This window comes from Longimicrobium sp., from assembly GCA_036387335.1.
In the GTDB taxonomy this organism is placed as follows: domain Bacteria; phylum Gemmatimonadota; class Gemmatimonadetes; order Longimicrobiales; family Longimicrobiaceae; genus Longimicrobium.
This window is the reverse complement of sequence record DASVTZ010000081.1, coordinates 31,119-55,812: the sequence shown is the minus strand read 5'-3', so window position 1 is coordinate 55,812 and position 24,694 is coordinate 31,119. Positions and strand designations below refer to the sequence as shown.

At 70.1% G+C, this 24,694-nt stretch carries 23 protein-coding genes; 5 read left to right on the top strand and 18 right to left on the bottom strand.

Going from position 1 to position 24,694, the window contains the following annotated elements; genetic code table 11:
- From VF647_07340 to VF647_07265, 16 genes are all read right to left on the bottom strand, one after another.
- Positions 1–691, bottom strand: a 691-nt coding sequence (locus VF647_07340) for a hypothetical protein (GenBank protein HEX8451892.1), incomplete at its 3' end; no start/stop codon positions are given.
- Positions 688–1,605 carry a decarboxylating 6-phosphogluconate dehydrogenase gene (gene gnd / locus VF647_07335; GenBank protein HEX8451891.1) on the bottom strand — a complete coding sequence of 306 codons (918 nt, stop codon included), beginning with the start codon at positions 1,603–1,605 and terminating at the stop codon, positions 688–690. The genes gnd and VF647_07340, both read right to left, overlap by 4 nt.
- A 688-nt stretch (positions 1,606–2,293) precedes the next feature.
- Positions 2,294–2,482 carry a hypothetical protein gene (locus VF647_07330; GenBank protein HEX8451890.1) on the bottom strand — a complete coding sequence of 63 codons (189 nt, stop codon included), beginning with the start codon at positions 2,480–2,482 and terminating at the stop codon, positions 2,294–2,296.
- The gene (locus VF647_07325; protein ID HEX8451889.1) at positions 2,482–3,843 is read right to left on the bottom strand and encodes a sigma-54 dependent transcriptional regulator; all 1,362 of its coding nucleotides are present in this window, start codon (positions 3,841–3,843) and stop codon (positions 2,482–2,484) included. Before VF647_07325 ends, VF647_07330 begins: the two co-directional genes overlap by 1 nt.
- A gap of 4 nt (positions 3,844–3,847) precedes the next feature.
- Positions 3,848–4,471: a hypothetical protein gene (locus VF647_07320; GenBank protein HEX8451888.1), complete on the bottom strand. Its 624-nt coding sequence runs from the start codon at positions 4,469–4,471 to the stop codon at positions 3,848–3,850.
- Positions 4,472–4,520: 49 nt separating this feature from the next.
- The gene (locus VF647_07315) at positions 4,521–5,690 is read right to left on the bottom strand and encodes an aminotransferase class V-fold PLP-dependent enzyme (GenBank protein ID HEX8451887.1); all 1,170 of its coding nucleotides are present in this window, start codon (positions 5,688–5,690) and stop codon (positions 4,521–4,523) included.
- 9 nt (positions 5,691–5,699) lie between these two features.
- On the bottom strand, positions 5,700–5,921 hold the full coding sequence (locus VF647_07310) for a hypothetical protein (GenBank protein ID HEX8451886.1): 222 nt from the start codon (positions 5,919–5,921) through the stop codon (positions 5,700–5,702).
- Entirely contained in the window at positions 5,918–6,763 is an 846-nt protein-coding gene (larE, locus tag VF647_07305) for an ATP-dependent sacrificial sulfur transferase LarE (protein HEX8451885.1), read from the bottom strand. Before larE ends, VF647_07310 begins: the two co-directional genes overlap by 4 nt.
- Positions 6,764–6,826: 63 nt before the next feature.
- Positions 6,827–7,483 (bottom strand): signal peptidase II, encoded by a 657-nt coding sequence (locus tag VF647_07300; GenBank protein ID HEX8451884.1) that lies wholly within the window; start codon positions 7,481–7,483, stop codon positions 6,827–6,829.
- Positions 7,484–7,713: 230 nt separating this feature from the next.
- Positions 7,714–8,190 carry a hypothetical protein gene (locus VF647_07295; GenBank protein ID HEX8451883.1) on the bottom strand — a complete coding sequence of 159 codons (477 nt, stop codon included), beginning with the start codon at positions 8,188–8,190 and terminating at the stop codon, positions 7,714–7,716.
- 20 nt (positions 8,191–8,210) lie between these two features.
- Positions 8,211–8,951: a hypothetical protein gene (locus VF647_07290; GenBank protein ID HEX8451882.1), complete on the bottom strand. Its 741-nt coding sequence runs from the start codon at positions 8,949–8,951 to the stop codon at positions 8,211–8,213.
- 87 nt (positions 8,952–9,038) lie between these two features.
- Positions 9,039–9,326, bottom strand: a complete 288-nt coding sequence (locus VF647_07285; GenBank protein ID HEX8451881.1) for a hypothetical protein — start codon at positions 9,324–9,326, stop codon at positions 9,039–9,041.
- 615 nt (positions 9,327–9,941) lie between these two features.
- Positions 9,942–10,277, bottom strand: a complete 336-nt coding sequence (locus VF647_07280; protein ID HEX8451880.1) for a hypothetical protein — start codon at positions 10,275–10,277, stop codon at positions 9,942–9,944.
- Positions 10,274–10,621: a hypothetical protein gene (locus VF647_07275; protein ID HEX8451879.1), complete on the bottom strand. Its 348-nt coding sequence runs from the start codon at positions 10,619–10,621 to the stop codon at positions 10,274–10,276. Before VF647_07275 ends, VF647_07280 begins: the two co-directional genes overlap by 4 nt.
- 335 nt (positions 10,622–10,956) lie before the next feature.
- Positions 10,957–11,808, bottom strand: coding sequence for an RNA-binding domain-containing protein (locus tag VF647_07270; protein HEX8451878.1), 852 nt, complete (start codon positions 11,806–11,808; stop codon positions 10,957–10,959).
- Between the two features lie 1,057 nt (positions 11,809–12,865).
- On the bottom strand, positions 12,866–14,458 hold the full coding sequence (locus VF647_07265) for a YifB family Mg chelatase-like AAA ATPase (GenBank protein HEX8451877.1): 1,593 nt from the start codon (positions 14,456–14,458) through the stop codon (positions 12,866–12,868).
- A gap of 310 nt (positions 14,459–14,768) precedes the next feature.
- On the opposite strand from VF647_07265, the gene VF647_07260 reads away from it, so the two are divergent.
- The 5 genes from VF647_07260 to VF647_07240 are packed head-to-tail and all read left to right on the top strand — an operon-like array spanning position 14,769 to position 22,402.
- Positions 14,769–15,641, top strand: coding sequence for an ABC transporter ATP-binding protein (locus VF647_07260; GenBank protein ID HEX8451876.1), 873 nt, complete (start codon positions 14,769–14,771; stop codon positions 15,639–15,641).
- A gap of 7 nt (positions 15,642–15,648) precedes the next feature.
- Positions 15,649–19,182 carry a M1 family aminopeptidase gene (locus VF647_07255; GenBank protein ID HEX8451875.1) on the top strand — a complete coding sequence of 1,178 codons (3,534 nt, stop codon included), beginning with the start codon at positions 15,649–15,651 and terminating at the stop codon, positions 19,180–19,182.
- Between the two features lie 4 nt (positions 19,183–19,186).
- The gene (locus VF647_07250) at positions 19,187–21,400 is read left to right on the top strand and encodes a histidine kinase (protein HEX8451874.1); all 2,214 of its coding nucleotides are present in this window, start codon (positions 19,187–19,189) and stop codon (positions 21,398–21,400) included.
- Positions 21,397–22,176, top strand: a complete 780-nt coding sequence (locus VF647_07245) for a LytTR family DNA-binding domain-containing protein (protein ID HEX8451873.1) — start codon at positions 21,397–21,399, stop codon at positions 22,174–22,176. The genes VF647_07250 and VF647_07245 overlap by 4 nt, the downstream gene beginning before the upstream one ends.
- 52 nt (positions 22,177–22,228) lie before the next feature.
- Positions 22,229–22,402 (top strand): hypothetical protein, encoded by a 174-nt coding sequence (locus VF647_07240; protein HEX8451872.1) that lies wholly within the window; start codon positions 22,229–22,231, stop codon positions 22,400–22,402.
- 141 nt (positions 22,403–22,543) lie between these two features.
- Here the strand turns inward: VF647_07240 and VF647_07235 are convergent, their stop codons facing one another.
- Together VF647_07235 and VF647_07230 are read right to left on the bottom strand one after the other, a co-directional pair.
- A complete protein-coding gene (locus VF647_07235; protein HEX8451871.1) occupies positions 22,544–23,215 on the bottom strand; it encodes a DUF2182 domain-containing protein in 672 nt (223 codons plus the stop codon).
- Between the two features lie 23 nt (positions 23,216–23,238).
- Complete coding sequence (locus VF647_07230) at positions 23,239–24,678, bottom strand: tyrosinase family protein (GenBank protein ID HEX8451870.1); 1,440 nt, start codon at positions 24,676–24,678, stop codon at positions 23,239–23,241.
- Positions 24,679–24,694 lie beyond the last annotated feature (16 nt).

Below are 24,694 nucleotides of genomic sequence, written 5' to 3'. Positions count from 1 at the left end.
GCTCCCACACCGAGTTGCCGAAGCGGAAGACCATCAGGTTCTGCAGCGTCTCCTTCCCCAGATAGTGGTCGATGCGAAAGATCTGCCGCTCGTCGTAGACCTCCAGCAGCGCCTGGTTCAGCTCCTTCGCGGAGGCGAGGTCGCGGCCGAAGGGCTTCTCCACGATGGCTCGCGTCCAGCACGGGCAGCTCGGGGGGCAGATGAGCCCCGCCTTTCCCAGGTCGCGCGAGATCTCGTCCACCACCTGCGGCGGCACGGCGTAATAGAAGAGGCGGTTGCCGGGGATGCCGAACTGCTGATCCACATCCTGGAGCTGCGTCTTGAGACGCTCGAAGCCTTCGTCGTCGTCGAAGACGTGGCTTCCAAAGAAGAGCCGCCGCCCGAAGTCCGCCCACTCCTCCTCCGTCGCGGCCGTGGCGAACTCACCCAGCGCTTCGCGGGCACGGCGGCGGTACTCCTCGTCGTCCATCTGCTCGCGCGCCACGCCGACCACCGCGAACGCCTCGGGCAGAAGCTGCTGCTGCCAGAGGCGAAAGAGCGCGGGGATGAGCTTGCGGCGGGCCAGGTCGCCGGTGCCGCCAAAGATCACCAGCACCAGCGGCTGCGGCACGCGCACACTCGACAGCGCCTTGCGCAGCGGCGACGCGGAGGCGGCGCGCGCGCCCGCCGCGGCGGGAAGTGCGGTGCTCACTTGGACTCTCCGGGCTCAGCGGCCTTGATCGCATGCCCGCCGAACTGGTTTCGGAGCGCGGCCAGCACCTGCGCGCCGTAGCTCTCGTCCTGGCGGCTGGCGAAGCGGGCCATCAGCGACAGGGTGATGACGGGCGCGGGCACGTCCAGGTCGATGGCGGCCTGCACCGTCCAGCGCCCCTCGCCCGAGTCTGCCACCCACCCGCGGATGCGCTCCAGCTCCTGCCCCTCGGCTGCGTAGGCGCGCTCCAGCAGCTCCAGCAGCCACGACCTCACCACGCTTCCGTGCTGCCACAGCCCCGCGATGCGCTGCAGGTCGAGCGGGAACTCGGACTTCTTGAGGATCTCGAAGCCCTCGGCGTACGCCTGCATCAGGCCGTACTCGATGCCGTTGTGCACCATCTTGGTGAAGTGCCCCGCCCCGCTCGGCCCCACGTGCTCGTAGCCGTTCTCCGGCGCCAGCGTGCGAAACGCCGGCTCGCAGATCCTCACCGCCTCGTCCGGACCGCCCACCATCAGGCAGTAGCCGTTCTCCAGCCCCCACACGCCGCCGCTCGTCCCCGCGTCGATCAGGTGGATGCCCCGCGCGCCCAGCTCCGCCGCGCGCCGCTTGGTGTCGTGGAAGTTGGAGTTGCCTCCGTCGATCAGCACGTCGCCGGGCTGCACGAGGTCGGCGAGCGAGCGCAGCGTCTGCTCCGTGGGATCGCCCGCGGGCACCATCACCCACACCACGCGCGGCGCCTGGAGCGCGCCCGCGAGCTCCGCGAGCGAGCCCGCGGGGCTGGCGCCGGCCTCGGCCACCTTTTGCACCGCCTCGGCATTGAGGTCGAACACCGCCACCTCGTGCCCGCCGCGGATGAGGCGCTGCACCATGTTGCCGCCCATCTTCCCGAGCCCCACCATCCCGAGCCGCATCCGCCCCTCCGCGTGTGCTGGTGTACGCCGGCCGCTCGTCGTCGCGCGGCATCGCTGCAAATACGCACCCGCGGCCGGGCGCGGCAAGCTCCGGGCACAAAAACGCCGCCGGGCCGCTCCTGGTGGGGAGGCGGCCCGGCGGGGAGGCGATGTCCGGAGGGGTCCTGGCGGGGAGCGGCGGGGAGCCGCTTCGTCTTGGGTCCGGGGCGCGCCGCCATCCGAGGCGGTCCCGGGGTGCTGCTGTGATTGGGCGGTGCGGAGAGGTGGCGAGCAGGGGACATTCGATGGCATACCCCAGGGCAACCGGTGTGCCGGTCGCGGTCCGTCGGAGCGTCGCGCCGTGATGTCGTTGGGCAGAAACATCTTAGCCCACGTGGAACATTTTCGCCGAGGTAAACAAGTGCGGCACGATTGGGACAGCCGGGGCACACCAGTCGCAGGCAGGTGTCCCAAACCGGATGGGCAGAGGTCGTCGCGACGGCGGGCACGGGCAGCCACATGGGGCGGCCCCTACGAGGTTCGGGTGCGTGAGGCGGAGGTCGGCGCGGGAAAGGGCGGGCGCGATGAATCGCGCCCGTACGGGATGTGGGCACGATGGAGAGAATCTGCGCCACCGCCCCTCCCAAAGGCAGTTTTGCAGCAGTTCGCGAGGAACGAGCGGGGGAGGGGACCCCGCACCGCCCCCGCCTCACACGAACGCCAGCACCAGCACCGCCGCGCCCGAGAGCACGGCGGACCAGAGCGCCCAGAGCTTGTAGAACGCGAGCTCCGGGTGGAGGCGCTTGTAGAGCCAGGCCAGCGCCGCGCCCCCTCCGAACGTCCCGATCATCCAAACCACCGCGATGAGCAGCCAGCCGAGCGCACCCAGACCGCGCATCAGCCTTCGCGCACCAGCTCGTAGCGCTCGATCTTCTTGTAGAGGTTCGAGCGGGGCATGTCCAGGATGCGCGCCGTTTCCGAGACGTTCCAATCGTTCTCGCGCAGCTTCTGGATGATGAATGCGCGCTCGGCCGCTTCCTTGAACTCCGCAAAGGTGTTGCAGGAGAGGAGGTCGCTGGAGAGGCCGCCCCCCTTCATATGGCCGGACACCAGCAGGTCCACGTCGTCCGCGCCGACGGCGGGGCCGGAGCTGAGGATAAGGAGGCGCTCGACGGTGTTGCGCAGCTCGCGCACGTTGCCGGGCCAGTCCATGCGCTGCATGCGGTCCAGCGCGTCGTCGGTGAAGCGGCGCGGCTTGACGGCGCCCTCCTGCGCGTAGCTCTCCGCGAAGTGCTGCACCAGCATGGGGATGTCTTCGCGGCGCTCGCGCAGGGGCGGCACGTGCAGCGGGATCACGTTGAGCCGGTAGAAGAGGTCCTCGCGGAAGCGCCCGCCGCGGATCTCCTCTTCCAGGTCCTTGTTGGTGGCCGCCAGCACCCGTACGTCCACGCGGATCGGCTTGGCGCCGCCCACCCGCGTGACGATCCCCTCTTGCAACGCGCGCAGCACCTTGGCCTGCGCGTTCAGGCTCATGTCGCCGATCTCGTCCAGGAAGAGCGTCCCGCCGTCGGCCACCTCGAACTTGCCGGCGCGGTCCTCGTGGGCGCCGGTGAACGAGCCCTTCATGTGCCCAAAGAGCTCGCTCTCGATCAGTTCGGAAGGGATCGCGGCGCAGTTCAGCTCCACGAACGTCTTCTCCGCGCGCGGCGAAAGGCGGTGGACGGCGCGCGCGATCAGCTCCTTCCCGGTGCCGTTCTCGCCGGTAATGAGGACGCGGGCGTCGGTCGGGGCCACCTTTTCCACGCGGTCCAGCACCTGGCGCAGGGCGAAGGAGCGGCCCACGATGGCGTGCCGGCTCTCCACCTCGCCGCGCAGGCGGGCGTTCTCGGCCATTAGACCGTTCTGCTGCAGCGCGTTGCGCAGCACCAGCAGGGTGCGGTCGGTGTCCAGCGGCTTCTCCAGGAAGTCGAAGGCGCCACGGCGCGTGGCTTCCACGGCGGTGTCGATGGTGCCGTGGCCGCTGATCATCACCACCACGGCCGCCGGGTCCATCTCGCGCAGGTGGGTGAGCGCCTCCAGCCCGTCGGTGCGCGCCATCTTCACGTCCATGAAGGTGACGTCCGGGCGGAATTCGCCGTAGATGCCGTACGCCTCCTGCGCCCCGGCGGCGGTGCGGACCTCGTGGTCCTCGTACTCGAAGAGCTGCGCGAGGACGCGGCGGATCCCGTCCTCGTCGTCTACCACCATGATGCGGGCCATGGATCTACTGGTTGGTCGGCGAAAGGATCAGCTCTCCGCCCTCCACCCGTGCGGATGCCACTCCGGGCGGAAGCGTGAAGGGGTACTCGTTGGGCTCGGTTCCGGGCTCGTTCCTGCGCCCCAGCCGCTCCAGCGCCATCGGATAGTAGCTCGCCGGCACGGGGAAGCGCGCGATCGCCACGTCCTGCACGTTGAGCGCGCCATGGCCGGATCGCAGCGAGCGTAGCGACCCGCTCACCATCACCTCCACCGTGTCCGGCAGGAAGCGGCGCGCCTGCGCCAGCTCGGGCGAGTTGGGGAGGAGGTCCTTGGGGACGCTCCCGGTGAGCTTGAGCGTGTTGTCCACGAAGTCCACCGCGGGCTGCTGGAGCGGCCCGGTGAGTCCCGCCAGGTCGTAGCGCAGCAGCGAGGTGAACTCGACGTCGGTGAGGTGCACCGTGTCCTGGTCCTTGCGCATGCGCGCGAGCTTGGCCTGCGCCTGCGCCGCCGCCTCGGGCGAGACCTTGGTGGCCGCCACGCTTCCGCCGCCGCCCAGCCCCGGAATGCGGTCGCGAAAGAACCAGATCCCCACGCCCAGGAGCGCCACGACCAACAGCAGCCTCAGCGCCCCGCCCCGTCGTCTCGCCATCGTCGCCCTTTCGTGGAGGTGCCGCGCGCTGCCGTTCAGCCTCGCTAACCTACCCCGCGCGAGCGGCCATTGTTTCCGCCGCCAGCGCCGCCACGGCCCCGGCCGCGCGGTCCACCTCCGCCTCCGTCGTCGCCCAGCCGACGGAGAAGCGGACGGCGCCGGTCGCCTCGGTGCCCAGGATGCGGTGCGCCTCGGGGGCACAGTGCAGCCCCGCGCGCGTCATCACCCCGAAGTCGCGGTCCAGCCTCGCCGCCATCCGTGACGGATCGATCCCATCGACAGTCACCGTGACGATCCCCGCCCCCTCCGGCGCCGCCGGGGAGAGGAGACGCAGACCGGGGACGATCGAGAGCCGCTCGCGCAGCCGCGACTTGAGCGCGCTCTGCCGGACGTGGATCGACTCCACCCCGCGCTCCAGCACCCACTCCACGCCAGCCAGCAGCCCCGCGATGCCGGGCCCGTTCTGCGTCCCCGCCTCCAGACGGTCGGGCATCGACTCGGGCATCCCGATCGGGCCGGACTCGCCGCCGGTGCCGCCCGCGAAGATGGGCTCGATCTCGATGCCCTCGCGCACGTACAGGCCGCCGGTGCCCTGCGGCCCCAGCAGCCCCTTGTGCCCGGTGAAGGCGAGGAGGTCGATCCCCATCGCCTCCACGTCCACGGGGATGTGGCCGGCGCTCTGGGATGCATCCACCAGCACCAGCGCGCCGTGCGCGTGTGCCCGCGCCGCGAGCTCGGCCACGGGCGCCACGGTGCCCAGCACGTTGGATGCGTGCGAGAGGACGAGGAGGCGGGCGCCGGCCAGCGCGCGCTCCGCCTCGTTCAGGTCGAAACTCCCATCCGCATCACCGCCAAGCACCGTCTCCGCCACGCCGATGCGCGCCAGGGCGGCCACGGGACGGCGGACGGCGTTGTGGTCGTACGACGTGCGCACCACCCGGTCGCCGGGGCGGAGGACGCCCTGGAGCGCGACGTTGAGCGCGTGGGTGGCGTTGAGCTGGAAGGCGATGCGCCCCGGATCGCCGCGCACGCCGAAGAGGCGCGCCAGGGCCCGGCGGCAGCGGAACGCGACGCGCCCCGCCTCCACCGCGCGGCTGTGCCCCGCGCGCCCGGGTGTAGCGCCCACGTCGCGCAGGTACGCCATCATCGCATCCGCCACCTCGGGCGGGCGGATCGCCGCGGTGGCGGCGTAGTCCAGGTAGATGGGCGCGTCCGCCATCCGGCCGGGCTACGCCGGCGCCAGGTCGAGCGCCACGTAGCGGAAGCCGAGCGCCTTCACCTCGTCAGACACCCGCGCGCCCTCGTCGCCCGCCAGCCGCTCCCACGCGTTCGCCGGCACGCGCACCGCCGCGATCTCGTCCTCGTGCCCCTCCACGGAGACGCGCGCTCCCGCGAAGCCGCGCGCGGCCAGCAGGCGCTCGGCGTGTAGCACCCGCTCGTCCGCGCTCACGCCGCGCTCCCGATCTGCACCAGGCGCACCATCTCGCCCTCGCCGAGCCCCTCATTGAGGGCGCCGCGGCGGTACCCCTGCAGGTCGAGCAACGCCCGCCGGAACCCCGCGTCTCGCACCGCCTCGTCGATCCTCGCGCGCTCCGCGGCCACGCGTCCGGCCTCGGCGGGGTGCACCTCCAGCCGCGCGACCTCGCCGTGGTGCCGCACGCGGAAGTCGCGGAAGCCGAGCGCGCGCAGCGCCACCTCCGCCTCCTCCACCTGGTGGAGGCGGCGGGGCGTGACGGCCAGGCCGTACGGAAGGCGCGACGCCAGGCAGGGCGCGGCGGGCTGGTCCCAGGTGGGGAGCCCCAGCTCGCGCGACCAGGCGCGGATCTCGTCCTTGGTGAGACCCGCCTCCAGCAGCGGCGAGCGCACGGCATTCTCGCCCGCGGCGACGGCGCCGGGACGGTGGTCGCCCACGTCGTCGGCGTTGGAGCCGTCCAGCACCGTCGCGAAGCCGCGCTCCCGGGCAACCTCCCCAAGCCGGCCCCACAGCTCGCTCTTGCAGAAGTAGCAGCGGTTGCTGGGGTTGGCGGCGTAGCGGGGGTCGTCCATCTCCCGCGTCTCCACCTCCAGCCAGGGGATGCCGAAGCGCCCGGCGACCTCGCGCGCGGTGTCCTCCATCCACGACGCGATGCTGTCGCTCTTTCCCGTGACCGCCAGCACGCGATCGGGGCCGAGCAGCTCCACCGCCACCGTGGCGAGGAAGACCGAATCGACCCCTCCGCTGTACCCGATCACCACCGAGCCGCACTCGCGGAGGATCTCCGCCAGCCGCTCGCGCTTCGCACTCGCGATCATCCCTCTTCCCGTGAACCCTGTGGATGGCACCAAGATAGGGCCCACGCGGCACCCGCCGCCAGCTTACTGCCGGGAGAGCACGGCCTCGTGGCGCGCCGGGTGGGCGGACGCGGCACCGCGCCGCGCCCGCCCTTGCAGTTCGAACACGATTACCGGCACCGCCATCGGGATCGCGAGAAAGAGCGCCACGTCCGCCACGTTGCCGGGCGGAAGCCAGTACGGCGCCCAGTGGAACGACAGGTAGTCCGTGACGCCCCAGTGCACCACCCGCTCGCCCAGGTTCCCCAGCATCCCGCCCAGCACCGTCCCCACGAACACCGACGCGTACGTCCGCTGCGCCCTGGGAAGCCGGTGCCCGCGCCCGAGGATCTGGAGGATGACCAGCGTCGCGACGAGCGACGCCACCAGCGCGATCGACTTGCGCGTGCCGAGCGCGAGGTTGTCGTACAGCCCCAGGATCATCGCCTCGTTGCGGACGTGCCAGACGGCCAGGCGGCCAGGAATGACCTCGCGGAACGCCCCCACCGGCACCATCCACGCGATCGCGGCCTTGGTGCCCCAATCCAGCAGCGCGATCGCCGCGGCCACGGCCAGCGCGGGGCGCCATCCGCGCACCGGCTCGTGGTCGGACGCGCGCCGCCCCGGCGCCGCATCAGGACGCCGGACGACGCGGCGGAAGCCCATCATGCGGAGCAGCCAGGGTGCGAGACGTTCTTTCATTTCGCGCGCGGAGACGGTGCGGGTGACGGGAAGGGCACTGCGAGGCGGCGGTGTCCGCTGCCCCAATCTAACGCCGCTTCTTCAAAATGCAGGCCCGCCGGATCGGGGGCAAAAACGGAACATTCTGTTCCACCCAACAACGCCCGATTCGTCCGTCTCTGGTGCCAATCGACACGAGGCCGGCGGAACGTTCCGCCGGCCTCTTCCACGCCGTACGATGGCAGGATTGCTCAGGTGCGAGGAGCGGCCCGGCCCCGGCCCTGCCGCGGAAGCCAGATCTCCACGGCGCGAACTCGGCCGACTCCGTGGATCTCGCGCGGCGATGCGCGGCGGAGGTCGTTCAGAACGCGCTGCGCCCAGGGAAATGCCGGCCGCGCAACCGCTGCCGTGCGCGACTGCGGGCGAACCCTGAACGTCGCCGCCGCATCCGGGAAGTCGCCGTTGGCCTGCCGTGCGGTGAGCAGCCCGCGTATCGCGTCCGAGAGCTCGGCGGCGCTGATGCCGGAACGCACCAGGATCAGGTCCGCCGGCGTGGCGCCGGGGCGGCGGACGACCACGAACGGCGCACCCGGCTGTGCGATCGAGTCCAGGAGCACGATCGTGGCGGCGACACGGCGGGCCTGCCCGGCGCCGGGCTGCTGTGCAATCGTGGCCGGCGCGCTGGAGCCGAGCGCGACCAGGCATAGAATAAAAGTTGCCAGTTTCATCGGATTGGATTGGTTGGAGTTCAGCAGGTTGTCGCGTAGCCGCAGTCCCACTCGACCCAGCCGGCCTCCTCGTCCCACACGTCGATGCAGACGTACTCGACCACCGCGAGCGAACCGCAGACGCTCGTTCCCCCGTTCCCCACGCCGCCGCTCCACGTCACCGTTTCGCCACCCGTCGCTTGGCCGGGCTGGAACTGTGTTCCGCTGGCCTGCCCTCCCGTGCCGTCACCGCAGCCATCTCCGTTCGGATCGCTGGGATCGTAGCCGGGGTCGGACGGTCCCGTGACGACCGAGTTTCCGCCGGTGCCGCCCTCGCAGGCGGCGTTTACGTCTTCCACGGTTCCCAGGTGCCCTTCCCACCTGGCCCACCAGATGTGGATCGGTCCCACGCTCGAGTCCCAGCACGAGGCATTCGCTCTCGCGTCGGTCCACACCTTGGTGCCCGACATGTCTACAACCCGACGCCCCCTGGTGGAAGAGTAGATCCCTGTATGTTGGCTCGTCCACCTGGACAGGGTGAAGGGATTCGCGTCAAAGAAGTATCCGTCGACATCGACGTTTCCGATGGACCTGTAGTCCCACCAGAAGGCCTGGCCGGGGCATGCCGCCGGCTTCTGGCCCTCCACGTTTCCGGGATCTACGACGATCTGCTGAGCGCTCAGCGAGTGGACGGTCAGTTGTGGGATGAGCAGCGCGAACATGAAGAACAACAACTTCCAGTGACGTCGCCTCGGCCGTGGCAGAAAAGGCGTTCTGAGCATGGTGCGCTCCTCCGAATCAAGGGGTGGGAAATCATTGTCGTGTAGCAGGTATAAAGCTTTTGCGAAGCTTCTATGTGGAGCGACGACTCAGGGATTGACGTCCCGCTGCGTCGTGCTGTCGGGCGCCACCGGACGATCCGCCCGCTTCCAGAGACGGCGGGCGATCTGAGCCAGCTCGGGATGTGAAGCGTCGACGGAGATGATCGGCACGGAATTGCCTCGCTTCCCCACCTCCTGGAGGAGTGCGATGGTCGGCGCCCGGTGCTCGGGCCGTACCCACGACAGGAGCTCCTGTACCGCGTCACCGTCGAGCGCTGCGGGGAGCGCCCGCAGCTCCGCGCCGGACATCCGGAAGTTCGCTTCCGCTCTGGGCAACAGGAGCTCGCTGGGTGTCGGAGTGGATCGCATCTTACCCGCTTCCGTTGTGGTTTCACACGCCGCGGTGAGGCCCAGCAGTAGAACCATCAGGAACGATCTGCGCATGATTCCTCCTGTCAGTATCAAGTAAAAGGTCCCTGCTTTTTCGTGCTACGTGGTACTCCGCGCGATCCAGAGTTTGGACTCGCGGCCCCGCATCGTTGGCGTATCACTATTTTCCGGCCCGCTGCGGCCAGGACTCGCCGAAAAAGAGTATTTGTCTCCGTGGCTTTCCCCCTCCTTTGCTCTGCGGGTGAGTTAGGAACACCCTGCGGCCCAGTGTAGGGCACCGCAGGAGACGAGCAGGCACGCCGCTGCCGCGCCAGAACCTATCTTCGATAATGTCGCGTGTGGATCGGTGTCAATGGGTTTCACGATGAAAAGAGTCCCAAAATTTGAGCCCCGCCCATCTGCGGCCTCCGCGTCGTGCATTTTAGAGTGTCGGACCCGCGTCCATGTTTTCGCAGGTTACCAGGCGATCGCGCGCGGGTTGTTGGACAACACTGGTCCTTCAATGCGGAAGTGCGTCTATTTGGATCGCATGTTCGCTCCCCGATGCGGTGGAACTACTCATCAGTGCGATAGGCGCTTCCCGGACCAGGGTGTTTGAGGGTCCGCTGCTTGGGCGCGGACCCGCAGCACCCACACCATGTCGGCGTGGATCTCGTACAGCAACCGGTACCCGCGCGCGAACAGGGTGACTCGAACCTTTCGGCCCCAGATCTTGTGTTCGGGCGCGAGAGGATGGATCAGCGCGTCCTGTCGCAGAGCCAAGATTGCCACTTCGGCTTCCGCGAACCAGATGTCGTGGCGGCGTGGGGATGCGATGTGCCGGGAAGCGAGGTGCTTCAGTCTCTCGTAGTGACGCTCGACGTCGCGGTTCGCGGATGGCGAGGTGAGGACGATCACCGTACTACTGGACGGACGCCTAGCTTCTCGCGCAGCCGTGCGAACGCCTCCGGCGCGGGCGTGCCCTCCCCTCGCTCCATCTCCGCTACCGCCTCCATGACCCCATCGAAATCGTTTTCCGGCTCGCCGGCATCCTGATCGTCAGTCAGGAGGTCGATCGTTGCCTGAAGCCCGGCCACCAGATCTAACAGCGCCCTGTACGCGGGCGCGCTCTGCACGACAACCGCGGCATCGCCGTCGAGGGTGAGGATCTCTGGCTCGCCCGACTCGCACAGGTGCCGTGCATGTTCCTCCGGATGTCGCACGAACTCGCTGAGCGGACGCTCGTCCAGGATCTTGCTCATCGGGGAGATCTCCACGCGTGCGGCGTTCGTGCTGGGCCGTATCAAACCACCCGTCATATCGAACCGCTCCGACGCGGTGGCCCGACTCTTCTCGCGATGTGCCGGGTGTATGAATGTATTCTATAGTCAGATCGCAATCGGCGATCAGGTCCCTAGCATTCCGCACGCAGCAAGGTCGGGGAGGACCTGTTTCCAGTTCTGCCTTACGAGGGGCACCCTCTGATTTTTGTTCCCTCCCGGCCTTGGGCATAACATCTAAATCGCTCCTTCTACCCTCGATTGGGGCTTGAGTGGGGGCGGGTGGCACACATTGCCCAGCGTTGATATATCGGCGGTCACATGGCAGGTCCAAGCTGCTGGTTGGCGTCAACGGTATAGCCAGCCGTAAAGCTTTGCCCACCGCTGGTGGGGCTCGTCCACGTTACAACCGCTAAAAAAGCGGCGTTGTACATGGAATCGAAAGTGCCGAGCGGGACCACGAACGGGTATTGCCGGTCCACCAACGGAACACGCTTTGGAAAGCCGCTCGGGTTGAATCCCAATTCACGCCCGCCCACCGGGTGCACCTCGATGGTCACATCTATCGCGGGTACCTCATTTGTCGCGACAAGGTGGAGGTCCACCGCCCACCCCGTTGAGCGTTCTCGTGGGCGCATCCGAAGTAGACACGTGAGGTGTGCCGCAATGGGCGCGGCTCGATTTGCCCGGATCGCTTCAATGATGAAATGGGCAGCGGGAACCGTATGGGCGCCAGCGCGGAAGTAATACTTGTGGTCCGGCGCCATGTGCGGGCCAAGGCGGCTTTCGCCAAACGCGACGAGGAGAATCCCCGTGCCAACGGTTCGTTCAGACCCACCTCGGCGCCCATCCTCGATAACCCGCACAGCGTACCTCCCAGGAGGCACTACCCGGTGAAGGCGAGCGTCCACCCAATCGCGCAAGCTCTGCTTCCCGACCTTCACCGGGATACCCACATCAGGCCGGCCGCGATCGCCCACTCCCACCACAAAGAGCCCGCCGCCGCTGTTCCAGAACGCGGACGCGGCACGCTCTAGCTTTTCCGCCAAGTGTGCGAACGGCGTACTCCCTGACTTGTACTCGAAAATTTCGGATTCTTCGCTCGGAAGACCGTGGAGATCGTCTAGCGTCCAGGCTTCAATCGCGGCGGGGTTTGTCGGGTCGTACATAAGGGCTCGCCTGTTTACTGGAAGGGGGAAACCACGTGTCGGTTCTCGACTGCGAGCGGAAACCGCTGATGACGTGAATCTTCACGAGGCCCGTTTCGGCCGCACATACGCGTCCGGCAGCACTCGATCCACGAACGCCCAAAACGTTCGGAAGGTTGGATAAACGGCTCATGTAAGACGATGCCCGGCCTGGGCGTGGCGCTGCTCGCGACGGTGGGGCCTGCGACTCGGGCCGGCAGGAGATCTCGGCCTTCGGGTCCAGCCTTCCCGCGGTTTCACCCTCTGAGAACGTGGTGACCATCCGTGTGTTCCCAAACGGGAAGTACGGCGTCAATGAGGCCAGGAACCTGGGCGTGAACGACCTGAAGGGCGTGTTCGCGAAGCTCTATGGGCAAAGGTCTGGAACGCGCGTTGTGCGCGTGCTCGGCTCCCCGGAGTGACTGGTACGACGTGGTCACGGCGGTGAACGCGGCGCGTGCCGCCGCGACGGTGTCGCGAACTACTCCGAGGACAGGTCAAGACGTATGGATCGAGCCGCTCAAGCCGCTTCCCGCCTCGGAGGCCACGGACACCGCCCGGCACTGAGACCCGCGTGGCTAGACGGGGGCAGAGACACAGTAGCGGAATCCGAGGCCACAGGGAACATCATCATTCCCTGTGGCTTTCCCGTGGAATCGCGCGGCTCCAAGCTCCGCCCGGGACCTCGCGCCGCCGGCTGCGGGACTTCCCGTTTCCCTTGTGTGCCCGCAGGCGCTGGCGCGGCTGCGGGGCGGCGCTCGACCTCCACCCTGCCTTCCTCGTCCCCTCAGTCAACGAGGTCACGAACACCGGAGCGTGCCCACTCCAGGGGAGGTCCGACCGGGCGCCATGTCATGGAAGAGTGCGCACCCCGGCTGCTCCACGACCGAGCGGGAATGCAACTTGTGTGATGTACCCACCATCAATCCTGGCCTGACTCTCCTCGCCTCGCGGCTTGCCGTTTCCCGTGGATGCGGGGTCATTCCTCGTGTTGGCGAATGAGGGAGAGCTAACTTCCGCCCGCGGGAGTGGGAGATTGTTATCCCGCAGCCCCGCGATCCAGCGACCGGTACTGGATCGCCTCCGACACGTGCGCGGTGCCGATCTCGGCCGCGCCTTCGAGGTCGGCGATGGTGCGGGCGATCTTGAGGACGCGGTGATAGGCGCGGGCGGAGAGGCCCAGCTTGGCGATGGCCGTGCGCAGGAGCGCGTCGCCCGCGTCGCCGATGCGGCAGAACTGGCGCAGGTCGCGCGGGGTCATGTGAGCGTTGGCGTGCACGTCCAACCGCTTCGTGAAGCGCTCGAGCTGGATCTGGCGCGCACGCCGCACCCGCTCACGGATCGCTTCGGAGGGCTCGCCCGCGCGGCCGTCGACCATGTCCTTGTAGCGCACGGCGGGGACCTCCACGTGCAGGTCGATGCGGTCCAGCAGCGGCCCGCTCACCCGCGCCATGTACCGTTGCACCGCCTGCGGTGAGCAGGTGCAGCGGTGCTGCATGTCGCCATGGTGGCCACAGGGACAGGGATTCATCGCGGCCGCGAGCATGAACGTGGCAGGATACGTGAGCGAGATGGCGGCGCGGGCGAGCGTGATCTCTCGATCCTCAAGCGGCTGGCGGAGAACTTCCAGCACGTTGCGGCGGAACTCGGGAAGCTCGTCCATGAAGAGGACGCCGTGATGGGCCAGCGACACCTCGCCGGGGCGCGGGTTGGAGCCGCCGCCGATCAGCCCCGCGTCGGAGATGGTGTGGTGCGGCGCGCGGAACGGTCGCGTCGCCACGAGCGAGCGCCCGGAGCCGAGCAGCCCGGCGACGGAGTGGATCTTCGTGGTCTCCAGCGCCTCGTCCAGCGTCAGCGGGGGGAGGATGCCGGGGATGCGGCGGGCCAGCATCGTCTTGCCCGAGCCGGGCGGCCCAACCATCAAGATGTTGTGCGCGCCCGCCGCGGCCACTTCCAGCGCGCGCTTGACGTGCTCCTGGCCCCTGACGTCCGCGAAGTCCGTGTCGTAGGTGGAGGCGGTGCGAAAGAGCGCTTCGCGGTCGAGGGTCGCGGGAGGGAGCTGGCCCTCGCCTTCGAGGAAGCGCACGACCTGGAGGAGGGTGCGGGCACCGCGCACTTCCACGCCCTCCACCACCGCCGCCTCGGCCACGTTCTCGTCGGGCAGGATCAGGCCCATGAGCCCCGCCTCCCGCGCGGCGATGGCGATGGGGAGGGCGCCGCGCACCGGCCGCAATCCGCCGTCCAGCCCCAGCTCGCCCACGAGCATGAAGTGCTTCAGGCGGTGCCGGGAGCGCATCTGGCCGGTGCTGGCCAGGATGCCCATCGCGATGGGAAGATCGAAGGCGCTGCCGTCCTTTTTTATGTCGGCCGGCGCAAGGTTGATGGTGATACGCCTCGGGGGGACGACGTGGCCGCTGTTCTGGACGGCGGCGATCACGCGCTCGCGGCCCTCCTTGACCGCACCCTGCGGCAGCCCGACGGTGTTGAACGAGGGGATGCCGCTCGCCACGTCCGCCTCGACGGTGACGAGGTAGGCGTGGATGCCGAGGACGGCGCCGGACAGGGCACGAGCGAGCACGGTTTGGGGCAGCAGGAGGAAGGTCGCCGCGGGGTGCGGTGGAGCAACCTTCACGGCGCTCGCGAACAGTGTCAAGCCACGGCCTGAAAAGGGTTTGCGAGCTGGCGCGTTCCGCTCTTTGACCGATCTTTGGCGGACAGCCGCGGGGCAGCCGACCCGCGGCTTTGGCGCGTTCCGGCTGGTCTGGCGGCGCACTTCCCCGCCCCTCTCCGATCGCTGAATCCTCTCCGGACTGCCACACGCGGCGCCGTTTACACCAGGAAGAATCCCGCTCACAAGGCAAGGCCTTCCAGCCTCGGCGCGGGGACGGGTAGCTTCGTCCGCCGGCAAGGATTCGCGCTGGGGACCACGCACCCGATCAATTATGCTCACGATCCGCGCACTGACGAAGACCTACCCGAACGGCGTACATGCGTTGCGGGGGATCGACCTCGACATCGGGCGGGGGCTCTTTGGGCTGCTGGGGCCGAACGGCGCCGGGAAGAGCTCGCTGATGCGGACGCTGGCGACGCTCCAGGAGCCGGACGCGGGGAGCATCGAGTTCGACGGGCTGGATGTGCTCGCGCAACCGGAGGCGCACCGCAGGCAGCTCGGCTATTTGCCGCAGCAGTTTGGGGTGTATCCAAGGGTGCCGGCGCTGGAGCTGCTGGACCACCTGGCGGTGCTCAAGGGGCTCGCGGAGCGGCGGTCGCGGAAGGAGCAGGTGGAGGCGCTCCTGCACCAGGTCAACCTGTGGGAGCACCGGAAGAAAGCGGTGAGCGGGTTCAGCGGGGGGATGCGCCAGCGCTTCGGGATCGCGCAGGCGCTGCTCGGCGACCCGCGCCTCATCATCGTCGACGAGCCGACCGCGGGGCTCGATCCCGAGGAGCGAAACCGCTTCCACAACCTGCTGGCGGAGGTGGCGGAGCAGGTCATCGTCATCCTCTCGACCCACATCGTGGAAGACGTGCGCCAGCTCTGCCCGCGGATGGCGATCCTGGCGGAGGGGCGCATCCTGCGCGAAGGGGCGCCGCGCGAGCTGGTGGCGGAGCTGGATGGGCGCGTGTGGGCCACGGTCGCCACCCAGGCCGCGGTGGAGGAGTACCGGGCGTCGATGCGGGTGCTCTCCACCCAGCTGTTCGAGGGGAAGACGCGGGTGCACGTGCTCGCGGACCATCGTCCCGAGCAGGGATTCGAGGCGGTGCAGCCGGGGCTGGAGGACGTGTACTTCAGCGTCCTCCAGGCGCGTGCGGCGTAGGGGGACGATGTTTCCGCTCCTGCGCTTCGAGTGGCGCCTCCAGACGCGCCAGCCCGCGTTCGCCGTCGCCGCGCTCCTCTTCCTGCTCCTGGGCGTCGGGCTGGTCGCTAGCGGCTACGGGCCAGAATCCGCCAACGTCAACTCGCCCTTCGTCGCCGCCCAGGTGATGGGCCTCCTCTCGCTGCCGGCCATTTTCCTGGCGACGGTCTTCTGCACCGCGGCCGCGCTGCGCGATGCGGAGCACGGGATGGAGGAGATCGTGCGCGGCACTCCGGTCGGGCGGTCGCGCTACCTACTCGGGCGCTTCGGGGGCGCGGTGCTGGCGGGCGCGTCGGTATTGGGGCTGGCGGCGCTCGGGATGTCACTGGCGCCCGTGCTGGCCGTCATCGAACCGGAGCGGCTGGGCCCCGCCGACCCCGCCGCGCCGTTCTGGGCGCTGGCGGTGATCGGCATCCCGAACCTGCTCCTCCTGGCCGCGACCGTCTTCACCGTGGCGGTGCTGACGCGGAGCGCGCTCGCCGGCTACGTGGGAGCCCTGGCGCTGTATGCGGGGTATTTCCTTGTAGCCTATCTGCTCGCGTCGCCGCTCATCGCCGGCGCGGCGCCCGCGTCGGCGGAGACGCTGGCGCGGGCGGCGATCCTGGACCCGTTCGGGATCTCGGCGGTGTTCGAGCAGGCGCGCTCGTGGACGCCACACGACCAGAACTCGCGCTACGTCGCGCTCCGGGGGGCGCTACTCGCCAACCGGCTCCTGTGGCTGGCCGTCGCGGCCGGGGCGCTGGCGCTCGCGCGGTGGCGCAACGACGGCTTGCGGGCGCCCCGGCAGCGCGCGGTCCGAGCGCCCGCGGAGGTGAGGCCGGCCGTGATCCCCGCGTACCGGCCCGTGGCGGCCAGCGCGCGGGGCACGGGGCGGGCGGCGTTCCTGTCGACGGTGCGCGCGCAGACGGCGTACGTGCTGACCAGCCGGCCCTTTCTGGCGCTGATGGCGCTCTGGGTGATCGTGCTGTGGGCGAACCTCTCGGGCGGAGAGGCGGCGGAGTACGGGTCGCGCGCCTATCCCACGACGGGGCTGCTGCTCGGCATCGCCGCGCGGCTCCTGTCGGATCTCGGGATGGCGGTGGTCGTCTTCTTCAGCGCGGAGCTGGTCTGGCGGGAGCGCTCGGCGGGGATCGCGGAGCTGGTGGACGCGACGCCGGCCCGGAGCGCGGTCTTCTACCTGGCGCGGCTGGGGACGCTGTTGGTGGTGATCGCGGTGCTCTGCGCGGCAACGGGGGTGACGGTCGTGGCGATGCAGGGATCGCGCGGCTACACGCACTTCGAGCCGATGCTGCACCGGCGGCTGCTGGCGGCGGCGGGCGTCCCGCTCGTCCTCTTCGCCGTGGCGGCGCTTCTGGCGCAGACTCTGAGCCCCAACCGCTCCGCGGGGATCCTGCTGGCGGCGCTCACCGCCATGATCACGCTGCACGGCGAGGCGCTCGGGCTCGGCCCGCTCCTCCGCTACGGCGCCATCCCGCCCGTCCCGCACTCGGACATGGCGGGTGATGGGCAGCCGGGCGCGGCGGCGCGGTGGTTCATGCTGTACTGGGGGTTGTGCGCGGCGCTGCTCGCCCAGGTCACGTACGGACTCTGGCGGCGCGGCACCGCGGGGTCGCTGCGGGCGCGAATCCGGGCGCTTCCGGCGCGGCTTGGGCGGCGAGGGGTGGCCGGCGCGCTGTCGTGTGCCGTCCTCGTGCTGGTCACGGCGGGGTTCCTCTTCCACAACACGCACCGGCTGAACTCCTCCGAAACGGAGGACGAGGCCGCGCGCTGGAGGGCGGGCTACGAGCGCGCGTACAAGCGCGTGGAGTCAGCGCCGATGCCGAGCATCGTGGCGGTGCGAGCGGACGTGGAGATCTTCCCCGAGCAGCGGCGTTTCGCGGCGCGCGGCGTCTACCGGCTGCGCAACGAAACTGCGCGGACGATCGACACCGTATGGGTCACGGTCGGGCGGCAGACGGACGGGGTGCGGCTGTGGGTGGAGGGCGCGGACCCGGTGGTGCGCGATGCGCGGTTCGGGATGTACGCGTTCCGGTTGCGGCGCCCGCTCATGCCCGGCGCGGAGGCGCGCATGGGCTATCACCTGGAAGAAGCGCAGCGGGGAATCCGGGCGTCGGGGTTCGACCTGTCCATCGCCGACAACGGCACCATGCTCGCCCACCACGCCGCCTTCCCGACGCTCGGCTACCGCGGCAGCCAGGAGCTCACCCGGCCCGCGGACCGTCGCGAGTACGGCCTGCCGCCGCGGCCCGAGCAGACAGTGGAGGAGGAGGACGGGCCGGCGCTCGACCGCGCGTCATTCGAGACGACGGTCTCCACGAGCGCGGACCAGATCGCGGTGGCGCCGGGGGAGCTGACCGGAGAATGGCGTCGGGGAGGGCGGCGCTTCTTCCGCTACCGCACGGCTGGCCCCGTCAACGCGCGCTTCGGCTACGTCTCGGCGCGCTACGAGGTGCGGCGCGTGGTGCGCAACGGCGTGGCGATCGAGGTCTACTTCCACCCGGCGCACGCCACCAACGTGGACCGTATGCTGCGCACGGCCGCGGCGTCGATGGAGCTGTTCACGCGCGCCTTCGGCCCCTATCCGCATCGCACGCTGCGCATCGTGGAGGTGCCCGGCTACTGGAACTTCGGTGCGTACGCGCTGCCGGGGATGGTCTACTTCCCCGAGAATCGCGGCTTCCTGACCGACGCGCGCGACCCGCGGCAGATCGACCTGATCGGGCGGCGTGTGGCGCACGAGGTGTCGCACCAGTGGTGGGGGCACCAGGTGAACGCCGGCGCGGGGCCGGGCGCCGCCACCCTCACCGAGTCGCTCGCCAAGTACTCGGAGCAGATCGTGCTGGAGCGGCTCCATGGCCGCGCGCACGTCGCCAGGATCGTGGAGGCCGATCTGGAGCGGTACGCGCAGGGCCGAACCCGCGAGCGCGACCCGGAGCCGCCGCTCTCGCGGATCGTGGACCAGTCGCACCTCTACTATGGAAAGGGCGCGGTCGTCATGAACGGTCTTCGCGATCTGGTGGGGGAGGATCCGATGAACCGCGCGCTGCGGCGTCTGGTGGCGGATCACGGCGGCGCTCGCTCGCGGCCGCAGGTACGCGACCTTGTCCGGCTGCTCCAGGATGGCGCGGGCCCGGAGCGGAGCGCCCTGATCGCCGAATGGCTGGAGGGGGTGGTGCTGTACGACATGTCGGCCGATTCCGCCCGCTACCGTCCGCTCGGCGACGGGCGGTACGAGGTGACCGCCATCATCCAGGCCCGCAAGCGCGCACTCCGCGCGGACGGTGAGGCCGAGGTGCCGCTCGACGAGCTGATCGACCTCGGGATTGCGCCGGCGGAGGGTGGTTCGCCTGCAGTCTCCCGGCACCGGCTGCGCTCGGGCCGCAACCTCGTGCGGGTGGTCGTGCGCGGGCGTCCCGGCGATGTCACCGTCGACCCCCACGTGCTGCGGGTGGAGGTTGAGCGGCGCGACAACAGGGTGGTCGCGACCGAGGCACCTTTGTGAGCCAATGCTCGTTCCCGCCGCGGTGATGGCGAGCACCGGTTCGCGCACGCTGCGTCTGGCCGCGTGGATGGCGTTCGGGTTCGCGGCCGGGTTGGTCCTTCAGCAGGTCCGGGGCGGCAGCGACTGGATGGCCGCCGTCCCGTTCGCGCTGGTGCTGGCGGTTGCAAGCGGCGTGAGCTCCTGGCGCGCGGGCGTCTCCGTCCCTGGGCGCGCCTGGCACGAGCTGCCGTGGTTCGCGTGCGTGGTGCTCGGCTCGGGGTTGCTGGCCGTCACCTCGCACCGGTTCGTCCGAGCTGGGACGTCAGCTTTCGACGGGGGCGGCGACTTGTTGGCGTTCGCGTGGATGGCGGCGGCATCGGCGGCGGTCGCGCTGCTGGCGCATGCGGTGGAGTACGCGCGGCGGCACCGGGAACGGCAGATGGTGGAGCTGCGGCTTCAGGCGGAGCTTGCGCGCGCCGAGCTGGAGCGCACCTCCGCAGAGCTGCGCGCGCTCACGATGCAGCTCGACCCCCGGTTCCTCTTCGACGCTCTTCACACGGCGGCCGGCCTCCTTCGCGGCGCCCCCGCGAAGGCCGAGCAGATGATCGTGCGCCTGGCGGACCTGCTTCGCCACGCCATGACCGGCGCGGCACGCCCGGAGGTCGCGCTCGAAGAGGAGATCCGCACGCTGCAGCACTTCGTGGAGATCGAACGGCTGCGGGGCCGGCTGCAAGTCGAGTGGGCGGTGGATGAGGATGCGCTCGACGCCTTCCTCCCCTGCATGACGCTGCAGCCGTTGGTGGAGAGCGCGATGATGCACGGCATCGCGCCCGCCGGAGAGAGACGGCTGCGCATCGCGGCACGCCGAGCGGAGAGCTGGCTCGAGGTGGAGGTCAGCGACGGCGGCGCGGTCGGCGCAGTGGCGGGCGGGGCGCTCGGGGCTGGCGACGGCAGGGACTTCGGCAACATACGGCAGCGGCTGGCGCAGCTCTACGGCTCGGAACAGGCCTTGGATGTTCTCCCCCACGCCACGGGTGGCATCACGGCGCGCCTCCGCATTCCGTGGCACGAGGAGGAGACGGTCCCGACGCCCGCGCCGGGGCCGACGGAGCGCCAGATCGCGGAGCAGGTGGGGGGCGCACGGACGCCGCCACTGCTCGTCTGGCTGCTGCTGACGGGCGGGCTCGTGTTCCTCTGGTGGGGCGAGTACGCCGATCTGGTCGGCGCCCGGCGGGCGGGGGGCGGCATCGTCACGGCCACGGAGGCGTTCGGTTGCCTGCTGATGACCACGGCCGTCATCGTCCACCTGGTGTACCGCGCGTTCCGGGCGAGCGCCGCGCGTACCTTTCCGGACGGCGGCTGGCGCTCGAGAGTGCGGCCGCACCTCCTGCCGGGGCTGGGCTCCGCGGCGCTGCTCCTGGCCAGCGACGTGGTCTCGGGCGCCGTGCTGCGCGGGTGGAACCGTACCGTGCCCGAAGTGGCGGGGCCGATTTTCCTCGCATCTCTCGTCGCCTACGTCGCGCTGTACGCCGCCATCGCCGTCGCCGCCGACGCGATGGAGTACGCGAGGCGGCACCGGGAGCGGCAGAGGGTGGAGCTGCGGCTGCAGGCCGAGCTCGCGCGCGCCGAGCTGGAGCGCACTTCGGCCGAGCTGCGTGCGCTGACGATGCAGCTCAACCCGCACTTCCTCTTCAACGCCCTTCACGCCGCTACCGGCCTGCTGCGAGGCGCGCCCGCCACGGCCGAGATGATGATCGCGCGCCTGGCCGGCCTCCTACACCACGCCATGAGCGGCGCCGGACGCCAGGAGGTCACTTTGAGCGAAGAAATCGAGACGCTGCGGCACTTCGTCGATGTCGAGCGGCTGCGGCTGCAGGAGCGGCTCCAGGTGGAGTGGGCCCTGGACGACGACGCGCTCGGCGCCTTCCTCCCGCACATGTCGCTGCAGCCGCTGGTGGAGAACGCGGTGAAGCACGCCATCGCTCCCGCCGGCGAGGGGCGGCTGCGGATCGCGGCGCGGCGGGCGGGGCGCTGGCTGGAGGTGGAGGTCAGCGACGATGGCCCGGGCGCGGCGGCGGGAGATGCGCCGGGCGCCGGAATCGGCCTAAGCAACACGCGGGCGCGGCTGGCGCAGCTCTACGGCGCCGACCAGTCGCTCGACCTGTTGCCGCGCGCCGCGGGCGGCACCACCGCGCGCCTCCGCGTTCCCTGGCACGAAGCGACGATCATGGACCGATGAGCACCCCCATCCGCACGCTGATCGTGGACGACGACGCCATCGCGCGGGGCCGCATCGCCGCGCTCGTCGCCGCCGACGCCGAGCTGACGGTGGCTGGAGAGTGCGCCAACGGGGCGGACGCGATCCGCCAGCTCCGCGACTCGCCGCCCGACCTGGTCTTCCTCGACGTGCAGATGCCCGGCGTGGACGGCTTCGGCGTGGTGGAGGCGATCGGCGCGGCGAGCATGCCGGTGACGGTCTTCGTCTCCGCGCACGTGGAGTTCGCGCTCCGCGCCTTCGAGGCGTACGCCCTCGACTACCTGCTCAAGCCGTTCGACGAGGAGCGCTTCCGCACCGCGGTGGAGCGGGCCAAGGAGGCCGTCCGTTCCAGGCGCACCCTGGAGGACCCGCGCATCGCGGCACTCATCTCCTTCATGCACGCCCCCGAGAGCCCGCGCTACCCGGAGACGCTCGCCATCAAGGTCGGCTCCCAGCACCGGTTCATCCCCGTGGCGGAGATCGACTACCTGGAGGCGGACGGCAACCACATCGTCATCCACAGCGGCACCACGCGGCGCACGCTGCACAAGTCGCTCACCGCCCTCGAGCAGCGCGTCCTCGATCCCGACCGCTTCGTGCGCATCCACCGCTCCACAATCGTCAACCTCGCCCGGATCGCGTTCGTGGAGCCGCTCCTCCACGGCGACCTGACCGTCACCCTGAAAGACGGTACCCGCCTCCCCTGCAGCCGCCGCTTCCGCGCGCGTCTGCAGGAAAAGGTGCACTTCGCGAGCTAAAGTCTCCGCCGCCATCGCCACCGCCGAGCCCCTCGCGTCTGGCGGCTGGCGCGTGACGCTCGACGTGCAGGCCCGCAAAGTCGTCCACACTGCGGGCGCGGAGACCGGGGTGCCGATGAACCTCCAGATCGGCGTCTTCGCCCGCGGCGCGCCGCTCTACGTGCGCATGCACCGCATCCCGCAGGCCGGCAGCGCATCACCGTCATCGATTCGCGCAACCCGCTGATCGACACCACGCCGGATGACAACGTGGCGCAGGCGAAGTAACACAAGGCCTCACACAGAGCCACAGAGGGGACAGCAAGAACAGAAAAGGGTTTCCGTTCTCCTTTCCGTCTACCTCTGTGGCTCTGTGTGAGGCCAGCAGTTAGGCCGCCAGCGACGCCACGCAGACCCCCAGCACGGCCAACGCCGTCATCGCGGGGGATGGGTCGTGACGGTAGCGGCCGGTGAGCTGCACGCCAAAGAGCACGGCCATCACGGGCAGGCTGTGCGCGAATACGACGCACACGGCCATCAGCGCCCAGCAGACCGAGACGCAGCTCGCGCCCGCCATCGCGCCGAAGCGTGCGCAGTCCGCGTCCGCGCGCCAGCCGCGCGGCGCGAGCGGCATCGTGCGCCCGCAGCGGCGCAGCATCCGCCTGCGGAAGGGCGCGACCTCCCACAACACCGCCGCCGCCGTCGCGACGCCCGCCACCACCGTCGACCCCGCGACGCGGCCACCGATGCCGAGTGCAGCCACGATCGCCGTCATCGCGAGCATCCACACCGCGAGGTAGCCGGCCAGGAACCCCGCGACGCCGCGATGCCGCCGCCGCCTCAGGCTCGATCGCGCGACGTGCCGCACGTGCGGGATGGTCAGCGGCAGCATCATCGCGGCCACCATCGTCATCGTCCAGCGCAGGTCCGCGCCCGACGCGGCCTGCGCGTGCGCGTGTGGATGCGGCACGGCGAGCATCCACGCCCACGCACCCGCGGCGGCCGCGAGCACCCACCACTCCGGGTGCCGCCATCCGAAGCGGCGCGCGCGGTGCAGCACGCCAGGCGCAGCAGCAGACGCCCTCATGTGTAGAAGAGGCTCACGCGCCCCGCGCTGACGCCGCCCTCGCGCGGGTCCGCATCGGCGTCCAAAGAGCGTCGCACGGGAGTGAACGTCACCCGCAGCCGCGCGGGGTCCCAATCGCCGGCGTCCTCCAGCCCGCGCGCGATGGCGGTGATCTCGAACGAAAAGGTGAGCCCGCCGCCGCCGTGCCGCTCGTCGCCGCGGGACGCCTCCGCCACGCCAAACATGGAGATCTGGCCGGCGCGGCGCTCGGGGTGGTCGGCGGCAGCGGCGCCTGGCGGCAGGTTGACGTGCACCATGTACGACGACGCCGCGAGCTCGCTCCCCTCCACGTTCTCGATCTTGAGGTACACGCGCCGCAGTTCCTCCTCGATGTCCGACAGGAACTTGAGCGCGGGCCCGGTGGGTGCCGACACGACAACGACGGCATCACTGGGACCGGCGCCGAGCGGGGTGCGCTTCTCCGTCGCGCCCACCATCTCCGGCTGCACGTCTTCGACGATCGGCTTCAGCGGCCGCCGGGCGGACTTCAGCGAGGGGTGCGCCCCCGGCAGCGAGAGGCTCTCGTAGCGATAGCCCAGCGGCTGCGCCCTCGTGTCGACCACGTCCCCCACCTCCAGCGTCACCGCCGCGTCGCCGCTCCCGATGGTGAACCGCATCGCGCGCCACTTCGCGCCGGTGGGGTTCGCCCGCCGGACGTCCGTCTGCGCGAGCCACGCATCCCAGAGCCGGTCCAGGTTGCAGTGGTGCAGCCAGAAGACGGGATCGAGGCCGGCGGTCCGGAACCGGCTCATCCACCCGAGCGGGTTCCTCCCCCCGACCCCCATGTGGACGCCGCCGTGCGGAACGTTCTCCAGGCTCCCCACCACCCCGCCCGCATCGTTCCACCCCGTCACCGCGCCGCCGAATCCCCCTGTGTTCGGATCGGCGAACACCTTTTCGCGCATGGCGTCGTCCACCAGCACCGCGCTGGCCGGCAGCTTCGCGCCATCGTTCATCCCGGGCGCGCGCTGGTCCGTGTACAGCGGGTTGGGCTCGCCGGAGGGCATCGTCGGCTGACGGAAGGCGGGCGGCAGCATGCGCACGTCGCTCCGCGTGGGATCGCTGTAGTCCCAGTACGGCAGCGCCCAGTCGCCCGGCCCGCCGAGCCCGGCAACCGCGGCGCGCACGACGGTTTCGAAGTAGTGCAGGTAGATGCGGTGCCAGGGAAGGAAGTACCAGCTCGCGTGCTGGCACGCGTTCCACGTGGCGCCCCGGGGCCAGCGGCTGCGCGGGATGTCGGTGCCGTGCACCGCGGCCAGGTAGCCCCAGCTCGTGGGATCAGCGAAGTGCTCCCCGTTCCGCGACCGCAGCTCGTCGACTGCCCGCGCGTACCACTGGAGGGTGGGGTGCCAGGGATCTTCCCCGCTCAGCTTCCAGACGTCGCGCCGCTCGAACATTCGGTGGTCCCATGGG